At 65.5% G+C, this 17,477-nt stretch carries 16 protein-coding genes; 4 read left to right on the top strand and 12 right to left on the bottom strand.

Annotated elements, in window-relative coordinates; translation table 11 throughout:
* Nucleotides 1–273: 273 nt before the first annotated feature.
* A complete protein-coding gene (locus tag ACTU6U_RS12120; protein ID WP_443469363.1) occupies nucleotides 274–891 on the top strand; it encodes a vitamin K epoxide reductase family protein in 618 nt (205 codons plus the stop codon).
* Nucleotides 892–960: 69 nt separating this feature from the next.
* On the opposite strand, the gene ndk is transcribed toward ACTU6U_RS12120, so the two are convergent.
* The 8 genes from ndk to ACTU6U_RS12160 form a co-directional block, all read right to left on the bottom strand.
* The gene (ndk, locus tag ACTU6U_RS12125; protein ID WP_417511404.1) at nucleotides 961–1,377 is read right to left on the bottom strand and encodes a nucleoside-diphosphate kinase; all 417 of its coding nucleotides are present in this window, start codon (nucleotides 1,375–1,377) and stop codon (nucleotides 961–963) included.
* Nucleotide 1,378: 1 nt separating this feature from the next.
* Nucleotides 1,379–1,798, bottom strand: a complete 420-nt coding sequence (locus ACTU6U_RS12130) for a DUF4233 domain-containing protein (RefSeq protein ID WP_443469364.1) — start codon at nucleotides 1,796–1,798, stop codon at nucleotides 1,379–1,381.
* The gene (locus tag ACTU6U_RS12135) at nucleotides 1,795–3,147 is read right to left on the bottom strand and encodes a bifunctional folylpolyglutamate synthase/dihydrofolate synthase (RefSeq protein ID WP_443469365.1); all 1,353 of its coding nucleotides are present in this window, start codon (nucleotides 3,145–3,147) and stop codon (nucleotides 1,795–1,797) included. The genes ACTU6U_RS12130 and ACTU6U_RS12135 overlap by 4 nt, the downstream gene beginning before the upstream one ends.
* Nucleotides 3,140–6,487 (bottom strand): isoleucine--tRNA ligase, encoded by a 3,348-nt coding sequence (ileS, locus tag ACTU6U_RS12140; protein ID WP_443469366.1) that lies wholly within the window; start codon nucleotides 6,485–6,487, stop codon nucleotides 3,140–3,142. Before ileS ends, ACTU6U_RS12135 begins: the two co-directional genes overlap by 8 nt.
* Nucleotides 6,488–6,806: 319 nt before the next feature.
* A complete protein-coding gene (locus ACTU6U_RS12145) occupies nucleotides 6,807–7,649 on the bottom strand; it encodes a type IV toxin-antitoxin system AbiEi family antitoxin domain-containing protein (protein WP_443469367.1) in 843 nt (280 codons plus the stop codon).
* A gap of 303 nt (nucleotides 7,650–7,952) precedes the next feature.
* Nucleotides 7,953–8,126 carry a hypothetical protein gene (locus tag ACTU6U_RS12150; protein WP_443469368.1) on the bottom strand — a complete coding sequence of 58 codons (174 nt, stop codon included), beginning with the start codon at nucleotides 8,124–8,126 and terminating at the stop codon, nucleotides 7,953–7,955.
* Complete coding sequence (locus tag ACTU6U_RS12155; RefSeq protein WP_443469369.1) at nucleotides 8,123–8,812, bottom strand: hypothetical protein; 690 nt, start codon at nucleotides 8,810–8,812, stop codon at nucleotides 8,123–8,125. Before ACTU6U_RS12155 ends, ACTU6U_RS12150 begins: the two co-directional genes overlap by 4 nt.
* Complete coding sequence (locus ACTU6U_RS12160; RefSeq protein WP_443469370.1) at nucleotides 8,809–8,961, bottom strand: ribbon-helix-helix domain-containing protein; 153 nt, start codon at nucleotides 8,959–8,961, stop codon at nucleotides 8,809–8,811. The genes ACTU6U_RS12155 and ACTU6U_RS12160 overlap by 4 nt, the downstream gene beginning before the upstream one ends.
* A 39-nt stretch (nucleotides 8,962–9,000) precedes the next feature.
* Between ACTU6U_RS12160 and ACTU6U_RS12165 the strand changes: the two genes are divergently transcribed.
* Nucleotides 9,001–9,651 (top strand): pentapeptide repeat-containing protein, encoded by a 651-nt coding sequence (locus ACTU6U_RS12165; protein WP_443469371.1) that lies wholly within the window; start codon nucleotides 9,001–9,003, stop codon nucleotides 9,649–9,651.
* An 11-nt stretch (nucleotides 9,652–9,662) separates the two neighbouring features.
* Here the strand turns inward: ACTU6U_RS12165 and ACTU6U_RS12170 are convergent, their stop codons facing one another.
* From ACTU6U_RS12170 to ACTU6U_RS12185, 4 genes are read right to left on the bottom strand one after another with little or no spacing between them, the layout of a single operon-like run.
* Nucleotides 9,663–11,150 (bottom strand): dipeptide ABC transporter ATP-binding protein, encoded by a 1,488-nt coding sequence (locus ACTU6U_RS12170; RefSeq protein WP_443469372.1) that lies wholly within the window; start codon nucleotides 11,148–11,150, stop codon nucleotides 9,663–9,665.
* The gene (locus ACTU6U_RS12175) at nucleotides 11,150–11,959 is read right to left on the bottom strand and encodes an ABC transporter permease (RefSeq protein WP_443469373.1); all 810 of its coding nucleotides are present in this window, start codon (nucleotides 11,957–11,959) and stop codon (nucleotides 11,150–11,152) included. The genes ACTU6U_RS12170 and ACTU6U_RS12175 overlap by 1 nt, the downstream gene beginning before the upstream one ends.
* On the bottom strand, nucleotides 11,956–12,918 hold the full coding sequence (locus tag ACTU6U_RS12180; RefSeq protein ID WP_443469374.1) for an ABC transporter permease: 963 nt from the start codon (nucleotides 12,916–12,918) through the stop codon (nucleotides 11,956–11,958). The genes ACTU6U_RS12175 and ACTU6U_RS12180 overlap by 4 nt, the downstream gene beginning before the upstream one ends.
* Nucleotides 12,899–14,515, bottom strand: a complete 1,617-nt coding sequence (locus tag ACTU6U_RS12185) for an ABC transporter substrate-binding protein (protein WP_443469375.1) — start codon at nucleotides 14,513–14,515, stop codon at nucleotides 12,899–12,901. Before ACTU6U_RS12185 ends, ACTU6U_RS12180 begins: the two co-directional genes overlap by 20 nt.
* Before the next feature lie 169 nt (nucleotides 14,516–14,684).
* On the opposite strand from ACTU6U_RS12185, the gene valS reads away from it, so the two are divergent.
* On the top strand, nucleotides 14,685–17,261 hold the full coding sequence (gene valS / locus ACTU6U_RS12190; RefSeq protein ID WP_443469376.1) for a valine--tRNA ligase: 2,577 nt from the start codon (nucleotides 14,685–14,687) through the stop codon (nucleotides 17,259–17,261).
* A complete protein-coding gene (locus ACTU6U_RS12195; protein WP_443469377.1) occupies nucleotides 17,261–17,476 on the top strand; it encodes a hypothetical protein in 216 nt (71 codons plus the stop codon). The genes valS and ACTU6U_RS12195 overlap by 1 nt, the downstream gene beginning before the upstream one ends.
* Nucleotide 17,477: the final 1 nt, after the last annotated feature.

Consider the following 17,477-nt stretch of genomic DNA (forward strand, 5'->3'; position numbering starts at 1 on the left):
TACTCCCTGCGCGGGACACTCAGTGTTCCGCGAAATCTCGTGCGACGCCCGCGGGTGTCGCTAACTCAATCGATCTGCGACCGGCTCATGGCTCTGATCGCGCGAGGCATTGGGCCCCGAAGTCTGCGGCGATGTGTTGTACGGCTGCACCGTGCTGTCCATCACAGGCCATTATCGCATCATGTTGGCCAGTTCGTGGCATCCGGGTGTCAACACGGTCGCGAATCGGTGCGCTCTCGCCCGATCCATAGCGGACGCTGGGATAATCCCGATATGAGCGAGCAGCGTACCCGCCCCGTGTTCTATGCCATCTGGCTGATCATCGCCGGCGTAGTCGGATGGTGGGCGGCATTCCAGCTCACGCTCGACAAGCTCATCCAACTCGAGAATCCGGATGCGGATCTCAGCTGCAACGTCAGCGTGATGATCCAGTGCGGAAAGAACCTCGACTCATGGCAGGGAGAGATCTTCGGGTTCACCAACCCGATCATCGGCCTCGCCGGGTGGATGGCACCCATCTTCATGGGCGTCGCGCTGCTTGCCGGCGCACGGTTCCCCCGCTGGTTCTGGGCGACGTTCGGTGCGGGCGTCACGTTCGCGTTCGGTCTGGTGTGCTGGTTGATTGGGCAGAGCCTGTACGCGCCGAACCTCGGTGTGCTCTGCCCGTGGTGCATGCTCACGTGGGTGGTGACGATTCCGACCTTCTTCGCAACGATGGTGCACCTGTTCCGAAACGGCACCTTCAGCAGATCCGAGAGGACGCAGGAGAACGCCGGGCGCCTGATGGCATGGGTTCCGCTCGCCACGATCCTCGCGTACGCCATCGTCATTCTGCTGGCGCAGCTGCGCGGCCTCGACCTGCTGGGTGAAGTCTTCGGGATGCTGTTCTGACCCGGCCTTGATACGACGAAGCCCGTCGGAGTCTCTCAGAGAGAACCGACGGGCTTCGTGCTGTTCAGGTTAGGAGAACCAGATGCCCAGCTCACGCTGAGCGGATTCGACGCTGTCCGAGCCGTGAACGAGGTTCTGCTGCACAGCAAGGCCCCAGTCGCGGCCGAAGTCGCCGCGGATGGTCCCAGGAGCCGCCGTCGTGGGATCGGTCGTGCCCGCGAGCGAGCGGAAGCCCTCGATGACGCGGTTGCCCGAGAGGCGGAGCGCGACCGACGGTCCGGACATCATGAACTCGAGCAGCGGCTCGTAGAAGGGCTTGCCCTCGTGCTCGGCGTAGTGAGCGGCGAGCAGCTCGCGTTCGGGCTGGACGAAACGGATGTCGACGAGCACGTAGCCCTTGGCCTCGATGCGGGCGAGGATGCTGCCGGTGAGACCGCGGGCGACGCCGTCGGGCTTGACGAGGACGAGTGTTTCTTCAGTGGCCATGTCAGTCGCTCTCTGTGTGAGGTTGGGTTTGTTCTTGGTTCGGATTCGCGTCGATCGGACGGCTGGCCTCCAACCGGGGCCCCATGATCGTCGCATATGCCCACATGCCGCCGAAAATCAGCACGACGAGCACGATGGCGGGAACGAAGATGGCCGACAGTGCGACGACCACCTGAAGTGCCCAGCCGGCCGGGATCGCCCACGGCTTCGTGATCATTCCCGCGACGACGATCATCGCAAGTGCGACGATGACGCCGCCGATGATCGCCCACCACTGCGGGATGCTCTCCGGAAGGGTCTTCAGCCCGAAGATCGTGAACCCGGCGAGGATCACGACGATCGCTTCGAATCCGAGGACGACCGGGGCGAGCTTCTGCGCGAGCGTGCGAGGCGCCCGGATGCGGCGCGGTGTGCCACTCATGCGCGCCACCCCGACTTCCAATCCTCTTCTTCGGCGAGGGCGATCGCCTCACCGGCGAGCACGATGGAGCCGGCGATCACGACGGCACGACGCTCGGACGACGCCGCCCACTCACGGGCCGCATCTGCGGCATCTGCGAGTGAGTGGTGCACGGTCGCTCGATATCCGGCGCTCTCGATGATATCTGCGAGGGAATCAGCATCGCCCGCGCGATTCGACTCGGGCACCGTGGCGAAGACGTGAGCTGCTGCGGGTGCGAGGGCGGCGACGATGCCGGCGGCATCCTTATCGGCGAGAACGCCGAGCACGAGGCCCCACTCGTCGAAGTCGAAGCTGTCTTCGAGCGACTGCGCAAGCGCCCGGGCGCCGTGCGGGTTGTGCGCGGCATCCACAACGACTGTCGGTGCGATCCCCAGCAGCTGCAGTCGGCCAGGCGACGTCGCGCCCTGCAGGCCATCGGTGATGATGTCGTCGGCAATGCGCTGCGACCCTGCGCCGATGAGCGACTCGACCGCGGCGACAGCCAGAGCAGCGTTGTGCCCCTGGTGCGCACCGTAGAGCGGCAGGTACTCTTCGACGTAGTTCCCGGCGATGCCACGGATCGTCAGAAGCTGACCCCCGACGGCGAGCTTCTGCTCTGCGAGACCGAACTCTTCGCCCTCGAACGCGATCGTGGCGCTGTGCTCAGCGGCCACGCGCCGCAGTACCGCGGCGGCCTCTGCGGGCTGCTCTGCGGATACGACCGCGGCGCCCTCCTTGATGATGCCGGCCTTCACAGTCGCGATCTTCTCAATTGTGTCGCCGAGACGGTCTGCGTGGTCGATCGCGATGGGCGCGAACACCGCGACGTCGCCATCGGCGGTGTTCGTGGAGTCCCACTCGCCGCCCATGCCGACTTCGAGCACAAGGACGTCGACCGGAGCATCCGATGCCGCGACGAACGCGAGAACGGTGAGCAGTTCGAAGAAGGTGAGCGGTGCGTCGCCCGCCTTCTCGAGCTCAGCATCCACGATGCGGGCGAACGGCTCGATCTCGTCCCAGGCGTCGGCAATCGCGGCATCCGCGATCGGCTCGCCGTCGATCATGATCCGCTCGGTGAAGCGCTCCAGATGCGGGCTCGTGAACAGACCGGTGCGCAGTCCGTGCGCGCGCAGCAGACTCTCGATCATCCGCGCGGTCGACGTCTTGCCGTTCGTTCCGGTGAGGTGCACGACGCGGTATGTCTTCTGCGGGTCATCGAGCAGCTCGAGGACGCGGGCGGTGCGCTCCTTGCGAGGCTGCACCCACCGTTCCCCTGCCCGTTCGAGCAGCGCGTCGTAGACGGCATCCGCGCGGTCACGCTCAGACATTTTCCACTCCATCGATGTTCGAGTCGATCGTCACGACGATCGGGGCCTTGTGCGATCCGAGCGCTGTCGAGCCGGTGCGGAATACACCATCACCCGGGCTGGTGACCGTCTTCACGAGCTCATCCATTTCATCCGTCGCCTGAACCGCAAAGCCGATGGCGAGAGTCTCCCCCGCGATCAATTCGGCGTGCGCCCGCAGCGCCTCCGCGTTCGCGGGCGAGACGTTCAGCGCGAGCACGATCCGGTCGCTGACTTCGAGACCGGCATTCTTGCGGGCTTCCTGCACCACGCGGATCGCGTCACGCGCCATGCCCTCTGCCTCCAGCTCAGGCGTGGTCTGCGTATCGAGAAGCACGAACCCGCCACCGGGGACGAGTGCGAGCGCTTCTCCCTCAGGTCGGCCTGCGGTCTCGAGAACGAGGTCGTACTCCTGAGGTTCGAGCGCGATTCCGTCGACGACGACGACACCGTCCTTTTCCTCCCAGAAGCCCGCACGCGCACCCGCGATGACGTGCTGCACCTGCTTGCCGAGGCGGGGCCCCGCAGCACGCGCGTTGACGCTGAGACGGTGGCTGATGCCGTACTCGGCAGCAGTCGTGTCGGTCAGTTGAACGAGTTCGACGGACTTGACGTTCAGCTCCTCACGAAGGATGTCCTCGAACTGGCCGAGGGATTGCGCCACAGCAGAGACGACGGTGAAGCGCGCGAGCGGCAGACGCACGCGCAGCTTCTCCTTCTTGCGCAGCGCGTTTCCGACGCTGGAGAGCTCGCGAACAGCATCCATCGCCTCGCGGATGTCGTCGGCGGAGGGGAACGCGTCAGCGTCGGGCCAGTCCGTCAGGTGCACACTGCGTCCGCCTGTGAGGCCCTGCCAGATCTTCTCGCTGACCAGCGGCACGAGAGGCGCGGCCACGCGGGTCAGCGTCTCGAGCACCGTGTACAGCGTGTCGAACGCGTCGGTTCCGCCTTCGGCGCCGACCCAGAAGCGGTCGCGCGAGCGGCGGATGTACCAGTTCGTCAATACCTCGGCGAAGTCACGCAGACGCGCGGATGCCGTGGTCGAGTCGAGCCCGTCGAGATCCGTTGCCACATCGCGCACGAGCTCGCCGAGGCGGGACAGGATGTAGCGGTCGAGCACATCCGTCGAGTCGGTGCGCCAGGTCGCCTCGTAGCCGCCACCAGACGCGTTGGCGTACGTGGCGAAGAAGTACCAGGAGCTCCACAACGGAAGCAGGAATTCCCGCACGCCCGAGCGGATGCCTTCCTCAGTGACCGCGAGGTTTCCCCCGCGCAGCACCGAGCTCGACATGAGGAACCAGCGCATGGCGTCGGAACCGTCACGGTCAAGGACCTCGGAGACGTCCGGGTAGTTGCGCAGCGACTTCGACATCTTGTAGCCGTCACTGCCGAGCACGATGCCATGGCAGCTGACGCCAGTGAACGCCGGCCGATCGAACAGCGCAGTAGAGAGCACGTGCATGACGTAGAACCAGCCGCGGGTCTGACCGATGTACTCGACGATGAAGTCCGCCGGCGAGTGCGAGTCGAACCACTCCTGGTTCTCGAACGGGTAGTGCACCTGCGCGTAGGGCATGGAGCCCGAATCGAACCAGACATCGAAGACGTCCTCGATGCGGCGCATGGTGCTCTTGCCGGTGGGGTCGTCGGGATTCGGCCGCGTCAGGTCATCGATGTACGGCCGGTGCAGGTCGATCTCGCCCTCGGGGTTGCGCGGCAGGGTGCCGAAGTCGTGCTCGAGCTCTTCGAGAGATCCGTAGGCATCGACGCGCGGGTACTCGGGATCGTCGCTCTTCCAGATCGGGATCGGCGAGCCCCAGTAGCGGTTGCGGCTGATCGACCAGTCGCGGGCGCCTTCCAGCCACTTGCCGAACTGGCCCTCCTTGACGTTCTCGGGCACCCAGGTGATCTGCTCGTTGTTCGCGAGCATCTTGTCCTTGATGTCGGTAACGCGGATGAACCAGCTCGAGACAGCCTTGTAGATCAGGGGGTTGCGGCAACGCCAGCAGTGCGGGTACGAGTGCACGTAGCTCTGCTCGCGCAGCAGGCGCGCGTTCTCCTTGAGCAGGCGGATCAGCGGGCGGTTGGCATCCATCCACAGCTGGCCTGCGACATCCGTGACGCTCGAGAGGAACTTGCCGCCGTCATCGAGCGAGAGGATCGTCGGGATGCCGGCGGCGTTCGTCACGCGCTGGTCATCCTCACCGTAGGCCGGGGCCTGATGGACGATGCCGGTGCCATCGGTGGTGGTGACGTAGTCATCGACGAGGATGCGCCAGGCGTTCTCGGTGCCCCAGGTCTCAGCATCCGCGTAGTAGTCGAAGAGACGGTCGTAGGTGATGTCTTCGAGGTCGGCTCCGCGGTGGGACGCCTCGACTGCGGCGAGCGCGTCCTCGGTCGCCTCGTAGCCGAGGTCCTTCGCGTAGCCCGCGAGGAGGTCGCGGGCGATCAGATAGCGGTGCGCGGCGCTTTCGGCCACGTCATCGCCGATGTGGATGTCGGCGGCGCCGTTCGGACCTGCCGGCACGACGACGTAGTCGATGTCGGGCCCGACGACGAGTGCGAGGTTGGTGGGCAGGGTCCAGGGAGTCGTCGTCCAGGCGAGAGCGCGCACGGCGGTGAGCCCGAGGGATTCGGCCTTCGCGCCGGTGAGCGGGAACGTGACGGTGACCGACGGGTCCTGGCGATCCTGGTAGACATCGTCATCCATGCGCAGTTCGTGTGCGGACAGCGGCGTCTCATCACGCCAGCAGTACGGCAGCACGCGGTAGCCCTCGTATGCGAGCTCCTTGTCGTACAGGGTCTTGAACGCCCAGAGCACGCTCTCCATGTAGCCGAGGTCGAGCGTCTTGTATCCGCGGTCGAAGTCGACCCAGCGCGCCTGGCGGGTGACGTAGGCCTTCCATTCCTCGGTGTACGCGAGGACGGAGTCGCGAGCCTTGCCGTTGAAGACATCGATTCCCATGTCTTCGATCTCGCTCTTCTCGGTGATCCCGAGCTGCTTCATCGCTTCGAGCTCTGCGGGCAGGCCATGCGTGTCCCACCCGAACACGCGATCGACCTTCTTGCCGCGCATGGTCTGGAAGCGCGGGAAGAGGTCTTTGGCGTACCCGGTGAGCAGGTGACCGTAGTGCGGTAGGCCGTTGGCGAAGGGAGGGCCATCGTAGAAGACCCACTCCTCGGCGCCCTCGCGCTGATCGATCGACGCGCGGAACGTGTCGTCGCTCTTCCAGAACGCAAGAACGTCCTGCTCGATCTCCGGGAACCGAGGACTGGCAGCAACGGCTGCGGGGCCGAAGGCGGAGGTGCGGGGGTAGGTCATGTGCGCTCGCAGTGTCGTGGATGGATGCTGCGCAAGGACGACCCTCTGTCTTTCACAAGGACCGCGGTACCACCTCGCGTGCGGCGCCTCTCGGCGCTGCCACTCTCACTGCGGCGATGACGGGCCTGCCCCGCTCGGTTCTACTGGGCCTCGCGGCCGTTCTTCCGAGTGCTCCCCGGTGATGGCCGGATCAAAGCATGTACGCCCATTGTACGCGGCTTTGGTGCGGGCGCTTCGCTCGGAGATGTACACGTTCTTCGGAGCCATACCCGGAATCTGATCCGAAGGAGCTGCACTTCTCCGAAGAAGCTGCGCTGCTTCACGCGGCCAGATGCAACCCCAGTGCCACTGACCGCATGATCAGGTCCTGGACCATGGGCCAGTCGTGCATCAGCTGCTGGTAGCTGACCCTGATCACGTGATAGCCCATGAGCCGCAGCTCGGCGTCGTGCCTGATGTCTTGGCTGCGCTGCGCGCCGACATGATGCTTGCCGTCTATCTGCAGTACGAGACGTTCCCCGATGAGCGTGTCCACTCTGTGCCCGGCGATCCATATCTGGCTGAGGATCCGCAACCTCAACCACTTCAGTCTCGAGCGCAGGTACGTCTCCGTGCCGGCATCAGCAAAAGGATCAGCTTCGGCGAGAATTGCGCACGCTGCAGGCTTCCAGTCGTATTCGACAAGGCCCGGCAACGTCACGAGGTGCTGATTGAGCGCCGACTCCCAGGTGGCGAGGGCACGCTCGAAGGGCTCACAATCTGCCACCAGCGCGAGCACGTTCTCGATCGGGTCGACCAACACGTCCGGATGCCGTGGAACGAGAGGCATCGACCAGTGCACATGCACGCGCCCGGTTGACACGCTCGTCCCCTTCGGTTTCGCGGCGACATGGAACTTTTCCGGTTCCCCGTGCACCCACAGACCGAGCCTTGCAGCCTGGGTCACACAGCTCACGACAACACTGGTTCTGGCTGCGGCGACAAGGATCGGTTCGGCGCCCTGGGCAGCCACCCAGCCTCGACGGATTCGGATGAGCTGTCCAGATGCGACTGCCTGCTCGAGGGAGCGACGCGCGATGCCGTGGGCTCTCAGTCGTTCAGTGCGCACGACACCGCCCAGCTCAACAACGAGCTCGACTGGGTCAGGACCATTCGGATGCATCCTGTGATTCTGCGACGCGCAGGGCATCTCCCGGGTCCGAGAACACTCGAACCGTGCACAAGTTCCGGGAATCCACAGTTGTGCAGTACCAGTCAGCCGCGGCATTTCTCCGTGTGCTTCGCTCGGAGATGTACACGTTCTTCGGAGCCATACCCGGCATCTGATCCGAAGGAGCTGCACTTCTCCGAAGAAACTGCCCGCGTGGCTACGCGAGTAGTCCGAACACGGCGACATCGTGCGGGGCGGCTGCCCGTCCTGCAGCATCACCGTCGGAATCGCGGTTCCACCGATGAATCACCTCAGCTACTCGCGGTTCCACTCGTCGTCGGTGCCGTTCACGTCGAAGGCGTGCGCCCACGGCTCCCACAGGCGCAGCCGTTCGATGTTCGCTGCCTCCACATCGCGCACTGCGCAGGCCATCGCTGGCGTCCGCAGTGCGAGGGTGACACCGTCTCCCCGATCGCGTTCGAACCTCATCGTCGGTGATAGCCGTGCAGGTCGTCCTGGGCGCCGTTGATCCAGATCTCATCTCCTCCGTCGGGGTCGGGGATGCGGATGGTCCGCGCAAAGGCCTCATCGACGACGGATGCCTCGAACCCGGCATCCTGCAGCCTCGTTGCCAGCGCGTCGAGATCACCGCGCGCTTCGAAAGACACCCCGATCCGAGGCTCCCCCGCATGCAGCCCGACCGCCCCGCCTCCAGCGACCATCTCGATCCACCCGCCGCGATCGGCTGCGATGCCGCCGCGAAGGCCGAGCGCCTCAAGGATCGCCCGCGGCTCATCGAGGTCGCCTTGGAACCAGATCGGTTGGACGGCGACCTGCCCTGCCCCCTGCTGGGCAGCACCTTCGGACACCGAGATCGATACACCGGATGCCGTGCGCACGACAAGCATGTCCCCTACTCCGTCCATCGTCGTCGGAGTGACGGCGAAGGACGAAAGAGCGGATGCCGCAGCATCCAGATCCGCGACGACGAGGTGAATGTCGACCATGCCTGCTCGGTGCCCAGCCGTCGCCCTGTGCACAGCCAGGACTCCGTCCGCGTGGAACTCCGCCCACTCGGGCACAGGCGGGAACGGTGCCACGAAGCCGAGAGCTTCCACAAGAGCCCACCATCGCTCCGCGTGATCCGTGTACACGATCTGCTGAACCACGCTCATGACTTCTCCTCCAGATACCCGCGCAGTGCCACTTCAACGAGCGCAGACAGGCTCGTGTTCTCATCGATTGCCCGGTGCTTCACATCGCGGACGAGCTCCGGCGGCAGATACACGTTGAACTGCACCTTCTTCGACTCATTTGCTTGCATGCTAGCAACATAGCACACACTGACGGGTACCCTTGGGGAATGGCACGCAACACTGACTCCCTCGCCGCTCCGCGCGTCTCACCGCCCGATCTGCCGGAGAATCTCGCTCTTGCGGTGCCGCAGCGCAATGCCGATCTGATCGCTGCACGTCTCGACCTGACCGGCACCGCAGATCTCGCCCACTCCTCGATCGAGCAGTGCGTGATCGCCGCAGACGTCGATCTGCTCGACCTCACCGGCGCCACGATCCTCGACGTTGCGATGCACGATGTGCGCGCGGCATCCATGCCCCTGCGCAACGCGAGCATCCGCCGCCTGCGCATCGCCGGCGGACGCATCGGCACCCTCGATCTCAGCGGCGCACGTATCGATGAGCTCGAGCTGCGGGATCTGCGCATTGATTACCTGAACCTCGGCGGGGCAAAGGCCCGCGACATCGTGATCGCGGACTCCGCCATCCGCACACTCGACCTACCCCAGGCAGAACTCACCCGCGTCAGCTTCGAGAACGCTCGCAGTGAAGAGGTCGATCCGCGCGGACTGCGCGCGAAAGACGTCGACCTGCGCGGACTCGACGCGATGGCATTCACCGATGCGAACAGTCTGCGCGGTGTGACGCTGACGACTTTCCAGGTGCAGCAGCTCGCTCCTGTCATTGCGGCCGGGTTGGGGATTCGGATCAGCGACTGACGCTGCGCACCTCACTCGCCGGAGGCGGCCAGCAGTTCCTGAGTGAACGGATGCTGTGGGGCATTGAACACGGCAGCCACCGACCCCTGTTCGACAACAGCACCGTTCTGCATCACGAGCACGTCGTCGGAGACGGCCGCGACGACGTCGAGATCGTGAGAGACGAAGATCATCGTCAAGCCGCGATCGCGCTGCAGCCGTCCGAGCAGCTGCAGCACCTTTTCGCGCACGGAGGGATCCAGCGCCGAGACGGGCTCGTCGAGCACCAGCACGTCAGGATCCGCGGCGAGCGCCCGTGCGATCGCCGCACGCTGCCGCTGCCCGCCCGAAAGCTGCGCCGGGCGCCGGGTGGCGAGATCAGGCGCAAGATCGACTTCTGCCATCAGCACCGCGACCCGGGCGGCACGCAAGGCCCGCGGGACTCCCCCTGCGGCGAGCGCCTCACGCAGTGAGCGGCCCACGCTCCAGCGGGGATCGAACGCGCCGAGCGGGTTCTGGTGCACGAGCTGCACACGGTGCTCTCCCACCCAGCGCAGATCACCGGCATCAGGTGTCTCGACTCCGACGATCATTCGAGCGAGCGTCGTCTTTCCAGAACCCGACTCCCCCACGATCCCCAGCGTCTGTCCCTGCAGCAGGGTGAACGCTGCGTCCATGACCGCCGGCACACCCGAGAACGACTTCGAGACGTCGATTCCGGTGAGAACTGCGTCTCCGAGCCCGAACCGGTCCGTCCGCGGCTCATGGGCCGTCGCGGCGATGAGCTCGCGCGTGTAGGCCTCAGCGGGAGCATCCAACACGTCTGCAACAGTGCCCTGCTCGATCACGCGTCCTGCACGCATGACGAGCACACGGTCGGCGACCCTGCGCACTGCCGCGAAGTCGTGACTGATGAAGACGATGGCGGTTCCGGCATTCGCGATATCGCGAAGCAGCGCCAGAACATGAGCCTGCACCGTGGCATCCAGAGCCGTGGTCGGCTCATCCGCGATGAGCACGACCGGCTCTCCTGCCAGCGCTGACGCGATCAGCGCACGCTGCCTGAGCCCACCCGACAGCTCGTGCGGATATTGCGCCGCCCGCTCAGGGGGCGACGGCATCGCGACAGATTCCAGCAGCTCCAGAGCACGCGCGCGGCGCCCTGCGCGCGACAGTCGCGTGTGAATCGCGAGGGGCTCGGCGACCTCCGCCCCGATTCGTCGCAGCGGGTCGAGCGAGACGAGGGCGTCCTGTGAAACCAGCCCGATACGGTCGCCGCGCACACCGCGCCAGTGCGTCTCTGAGAATCCACGTGCATCCACCCCGTCGATCTCCAGGCGCGAGGCGGTGACCTTGCCGGGCGCGAGCCCGAGAAGTGCGGATGCCGTCACGGACTTGCCCGCCCCCGATTCGCCGACGATCGCGAGGCACTCTCCCGGCGAGACCTCGAAGGAGACTCCATCGACGAGCACGCGGTTCCCGATGGCGATCGACAGGTTCTGCACGCTCAATACGCTCATCACACTCGCCCTTCCGCGCGCGCCCGCAGTGTGCGGCCGACGATCGTCGCCGAGATCACTGTGAGCGTGATGGCGAGCCCGGGGAAGACCGCGATCCACCATGCCGTGCCAAGAGAATTGCGACCGCCGGAGAGCATGAGGCCCCACTCCGCGGCAGGCTCGCTCTCGCCCAGCCCCAAGAAGCTCAAGCCCGCGATGGCGAGGATGCTCGACCCGATCCCGATCGTCGCCAGAATGCTCAGCGAACCCAGTACGCCGGGCATGACATGCCGGACGAACGCCCGCGCCCGCGGCACCCCGAGGATCCGGGCCGCCTCGACGTGCTCAGCGAGCGCCAGCGTACGCGTCTGCACCCGAGCGAGCCGTACGTACACCGGGATCGCGGCGATGGTCACAGCGACGGCGACCTTCTCCGGCCCAGGCCCGAGGATCGCGACGACGACGAGCGCGACCAGGAACTCCGGGAACGCCATGAGTACGTCGTTCATACGCATCGCCACGGCATCGACGGCACGAGGGGCGATGCCGGAGAGGGCACCGATGATGAGTCCGATGATGAGGGCGAGTGCCGTCGCGAGCAGACCGATGCCGACTGAGCGGCCGGCACCATGCACGACACGAGAGAACACATCGCGACCGCTCTGATCGGTTCCGAACCAGTGTGCGGCACTGGGGGCTTCGAGCGCGGCCCGCACGTCGGTCTGCAGTGGGTCGGCGGGGGCGATGATTCCAGGGAAGAGAGCCATTGCCGCCACGACGGCCAACACGAGTACGGCCGCGCCCAGCAGCATGCGACGAGAGAGCGTCATGCGCGCACCGCCCGTCGCTGTCGCGGATCGAGCAGCGGATGCAGCAGTTCGACGATGACGTTGACGATGACGAACACGAGTGCGCTGAAGAGAATGATCCCGGTGATGACCGGCAGGTCGCGGTCGGTGATCGCCGCCAGGGTGACGCGCCCGATGCCGGGTCGTGCGAAAACCGTCTCGACCAGCACCGCGCCGCCGAGCAGTGATCCCACCAGGTACGCCGTGAGCGTCAGAGCACCCGCCGCCCCGTGGCGGAGGGTGTGGTGAGCCGTCAGCCGGACCTGCCCCGCGCCGCGCGCACGAACAGTCGTTGCGAACGGCTGGCGTTCGGCGGCTTCGATGCCGTCTCGCAGCACCTGGCCGAGGAGCGCTGCCACAGGAAGCGCCAGCGTGACCGCAGGCAGCACGATCGTCGCGGGATTGCGGGTGCCGGACACCGGGAACCAGCCGAGCCCGAAGGCGAAGGTGCTCAGCAGAAGCAGACCGATCCAGAACACCGGCGATGACAGCACGATCAGCTCCACGCCGGCGACGACTCCCCGCCCGACGCGTCCGCGCACGAACAGTGCGACAGCAAGCGCGAGGACGAGCGCGATGACGAGCGCCAGAGCGGTCAGCTGCAGCGTCGAACCGAGCTGTCGTCCGATGACCTCCGTCACCGGCATCCGTAACTGGTAGGACTCGCCCAGGTTCCCCTGCACGAGCTGCCCGAGGTACGACAGGTACTGCTCGAGAGGTGGGAGGTCAAGTCCGAGATCGGCACGGATGCCGTCTTTCACGGCCTCGCTCACCTGAGCCTGCGGCCCGAGCATGACCGAGACCGGGTCTCCCGGAATCACCCGGAACGCGAGGAACGCCAATGTCGCCGCGCCCCAGAGGACGACGATGACGGATGCTACGAGCCCCGCGATCCGGACGAGAAGCGGTTTCACGAGCAGATCAGCCGACCGTGACCTCATAGAACAGCGGGCGACCGTACAGGTCGTACTCGAGGCCCGAGATCGTGTCGTTGTACGCGGTGATCAGCGACGGGCTGTACAGCGGAACGATCGCGGTGTACTCGGCATTCCATTGCTGCAGCTTCTTGTAGATGTCTGCGCGCTCATCGACATTGCTCGTCGAGATTCCCTGTTCGAGCAGTGCGTCGATCTCGGGGTCAGTGACCTGCGAGGCGTTCTGGAAGCCTTCGGTGTGCAGGTGGCTACGCAGCAGGTCGCCGTCGACACCGGAGAAGCCCCAGTCGGTGAGGTCGAAGGTCTTGGGACCATACTGCTCGTTGTAAGCCCCCGGTTCGAGAACCTCGCGCTTGACCTCGAACCCGATCTCGGCGAGGTCGGACTGAATGGCGTTGCCGAGCGCGGCCTTGTCATCCGGGACCGGCGTCCAGGCGATCCAACGCGCCGAGAGACGCGTGCCGTCCTTCATGCGGATGCCGTCGCTGTCGCGCTCGGTCCATCCTGCTTCGTCGAGCAGCGCGTTCGCCGCATCCTGGTCGAAGGGCCAGGAGTCCTCGAGCGAGGCGTCGTATCCGGGGGTGGTGGAGCCGAGGATGCTCCATGCCCGCGGGAACTGACCGAAGAAGATCTCCTCGACGGCGGCATCGATGTCGATACCGCGAGCGAAGGCCTGACGGACCTTCTCGTCGGCGAAGACGCCGTACTTCTCATTCAGGTACAGCGAGTACGGCAGGCCCGGGTACTCGACGGAGTCGACCGTGAGCGTGTCAGGGAGTTCGACGGCGAGGTTCGGGGGGATATTGCTGGCAAGATCCGCCTCGCCGCTTTCCACAACACCGGCGCGCACGGATGCCTCAGGAAGCAGCTCGACCCGAAGGGTCTCGAACTGCGCGGCTTCTGCCCCGTCTGGGCCCCAGGTGTAGTCGGGGTTGCGGGTGTAGACGAGCTCCTGGTCGGGGGTGTACTCGGTGAGCTCGAACGGGCCGGTGCCGACGTTGATGCCGGGGCCCCCCGCTTTGAACTGATCCGCGGAGGTCTCCAGCACTGCGGGCGAATAGAAGCCGAGGTTCGCCGTGCTCGCTGCCTGCAGGAAGGGAGAGTACGGCTGAGTGAATTTCACCTCGACCGTGTACTCGTCGACAACTGTCGTCGCCTCGTAGAAATCGGCGCCGAGCATGCTCGCGGCCTGAGCAGACGCGGTCTCGGGATCGACGATGCGATCGAAGTTCGCCTTCACTGCTTCAGCATTGAAGGGCTCACCATCATGGAAGGTGACATCGTCGCGCAGTTCGAACGTGTAGGTGGTGCTGTCGTCTGAGACCGTCCAGCTCTTCGCGAGCCACGGCGAGAACGAGCCATCGGCCTCCTGGAACACCAAGGAGTCGAGAATGGCGCGCTGCACCATGCCCGAGACATCGAGCTGGCTGGTCTGCGGGTCCATGTGTCCGGCAGCGAGGTTCGCTCCCTCGATGGCCCAGACGACCTCACCACCGCTTTGCGCACTGTCGTCGGCTGCGCCGGCACAGCCGCTCAACAGCAGAGCGGATGCCGCGAAGAAGGCGGTTACGGGAAGAAAACGGCGCACGAGAGAGGTGGGCATGCGAATCCTCAGAAAGGCGGAAGGGGTGCATTCAGTTTAGCGATGATTATTGGACGGGGTCGATTTAGGCCAGGATGCGTTCTGCGCACCGCCAGCTAGACTGTTGAGCGCATCCCACACACTCAGGCACGTACACACCGTGCCGCATACATCGCTCAAGGAGACCTCGATGTCAGCAATCCCCGACAAGCCCGCACTCGAAGGTCTCGAAGCGAAGTGGGATGGCGTCTGGTCTGAGCAGGGCACCTACCTGTTCGACCGCCTGCGTTCCGCAGAACTCGGCCGCGAGAGTGTCTACTCGATCGACACTCCTCCGCCCACAGCATCCGGATCCCTGCACATCGGTCACGTGTTCTCCTACACGCACACCGATGTCAAGGCGCGCTACGAGCGCATGCGCGGCAAGAACGTGTTCTACCCGATCGGCTGGGACGACAACGGCCTGCCGACCGAGCGCCGCGTGCAGAACTACTACGGCGTGCGCGTTGACGTGACACTCCCCTACGACCCCGACTTCACCCCGCCGTTCGAGGGCAACGCGAAGAGCCTGAAGGCCGCCGATCAGCAGCCGGTGAGCCGCCGCAACTTCATCGAGCTGTGCGAGAAGCTCACCGTCGAGGACGAGAAGCAGTTCGAAGACGTCTTCCGCCAGCTCGGTCTCAGTGTCGACTGGACGCAGACCTACCGCACGATCTCCGATGAGACGATCCGCCAGAGCCAGCTCGGCTTCATCCGCAACCACGAGCGCGGCGAGGCGTACCAGGCCCTTGCGCCGACGCTGTGGGACGTCGATTTCCGCTCCGCGATCGCGCAGGCTGAGCTCGAAGACCGCGAGCAGCAGGCCGCGTACCACCGTCTCGCGTTCCACAAGACCGACGGCTCGGGCGACATCCACATCGAAACCACGCGCCCAGAACTGCTCGCCGCCTGTGTTGCTCTCGTGGCGCATCCCGATGACGAGCGCTACCAGCCGTACTTCGGCAAGACCGTGCGCACGCCGCTGTTCGATGTCGAGGTTCCGGTGCGCGCGCACCACCTCGCACAGCAGGACAAGGGTTCCGGCATCGCCATGGTCTGCACCTTCGGCGACGTGACCGACATGGTGTGGTGGCGCGAGCTCGACCTGCCGATCCGTACGATCCTGGGCCTCGACGGCCGCGTGATCGCAGAGGCTCCCGAAGCGATCACCTCAGAGGCAGGCCTTGCAGCCTACGCCGAGATCGCCGGAAAGACGGTCTTCAGCGCCAAGAAGCGCATGGCGGAGCTGCTCGAAGAGTCCGGCGAGCTGCTCGAGGTCTCCAAGCCCTTCAACCATGCGGTGAAGTTCTTCGAGAAGGGCGACCGCCCGCTCGAGATCGTCTCGACGCGCCAGTGGTATATCCGCAACGGCGCCCGCGACGAGGACCTGCGCGATCAGCTCATCGCACACGGAAAGCAGCTCCAGTGGCACCCGGACTTCATGCGCGTGCGCTACGAGAACTGGGTCGGTGGCCTCACCGGCGACTGGCTGATCTCGCGTCAGCGCTTCTTCGGTGTTCCGCTGCCCGTCTGGTACGGACTCGATGAGAACGGCGAGCGCGACTACGACCGCGTGCTGATGCCCGCTCCACAACTGCTGCCGATCGATCCGACGATCGACGTGCCGGCAGGCTACACGGAGGACCAGCGCGGCAAGGCAGGGGGCTTCGAGGCCGAGACCGACATTCTCGACACCTGGGCGACCTCGTCGCTCACCCCTCAGCTGGCCGGCGGCTGGCAGCGTGACGAAGAGCTGTGGAACCTCGTCGCCCCGTTCGATGTGCGCCCTCAGGCTCAGGACATCATCCGCACCTGGCTGTTCTCCACCATGCTTCGCTCGACCCTCGAGGACCAGCGCTCGCCCTGGAAGCACGCGTCGATCTCCGGCTTCATCGTCGATCCCGACCGCAAGAAGATGTCGAAGTCCAAGGGTAATGTGGTCACGCCCGCTGACATCCTCGACAAACACGGTTCGGACGCTGTGCGCTACTGGGCAGCCTCCAGCCGCTTGGGCGTCGACGCCGCGTTCGACCCGCAGAACCCCACGCAGATGAAGATCGGTCGCCGCCTGGCGATCAAGATCCTCAACGCTGCGAAGTTCGTGCTGTCGTTCCCGGTCTCCGAGGGCGCGCAGGTCACGCACGCTCTGGATGCTTCGATGCTCGCTGCCCTCGACCAGGTGGTTGCTGATGCCACCGCGGCGTTCGATGCCTTCGATCACGCCCGCGCGCTGGAAGTCACCGAGTCGTTCTTCTGGACGTTCTGTGACGACTACCTCGAGCTCGTCAAGGAACGCGCCTACGACCAGACCGACGTCGGACAGCCCTCCGCCGCGCTCGCGCTGCACATCGCGCTGTCGACGCTGCTGCGTCTGCTGGCCCCGGTCGTGTCATTCGCGGCCGAAGAGGCCTGGAGCTGGTTCGAAGAGGGTTCGATCCACACCGCCGCATGGCCGACCGCCGGCGAGCTCGCCGGCGGAGATGCCACGGTGCTCGATGTTGCCAGCGCTGCGCTGATCGGCATCCGTCGCGCGAAGACGGAGGCGAAGGTTTCTCAGAAGACGCCGGTGTCACGCGCTGTGATCGCAGCTCCCGCTGACTCGATCGAGGCGCTTCGCGCCGCTGCGGGGGACCTCAGCGCCGTGGGACGCATCGCCGAGCTCGAGATCGTGGCAGGCGACGAGCTCACCGTCACAGAGATCGAACTCGCTCCCGTGGAGGAGAACTGATGCAGCTGGGTACGCGCTGGCCGGCGGGGTCGGAGGCTCCGGCCTCCGTTCCTGCCGTACTGCGCCCAGCCATCGCCGAGGTCGAAGCACGCGGTCTGGGCGGGCACTGGACTCTCACCTGGCTCGAGGGTCGACCGATCGCTGAATTGGATGCCGGCTGGGAAGTCTTCCAAGACGCGTCGGGCGAGGTCATCGCCCGCCCCTTCCAGGACTGAC

It is taken from the genome of Microbacterium zouquanmingi (assembly GCF_052266695.1).
Lineage (GTDB): Bacteria > Actinomycetota > Actinomycetes > Actinomycetales > Microbacteriaceae > Microbacterium.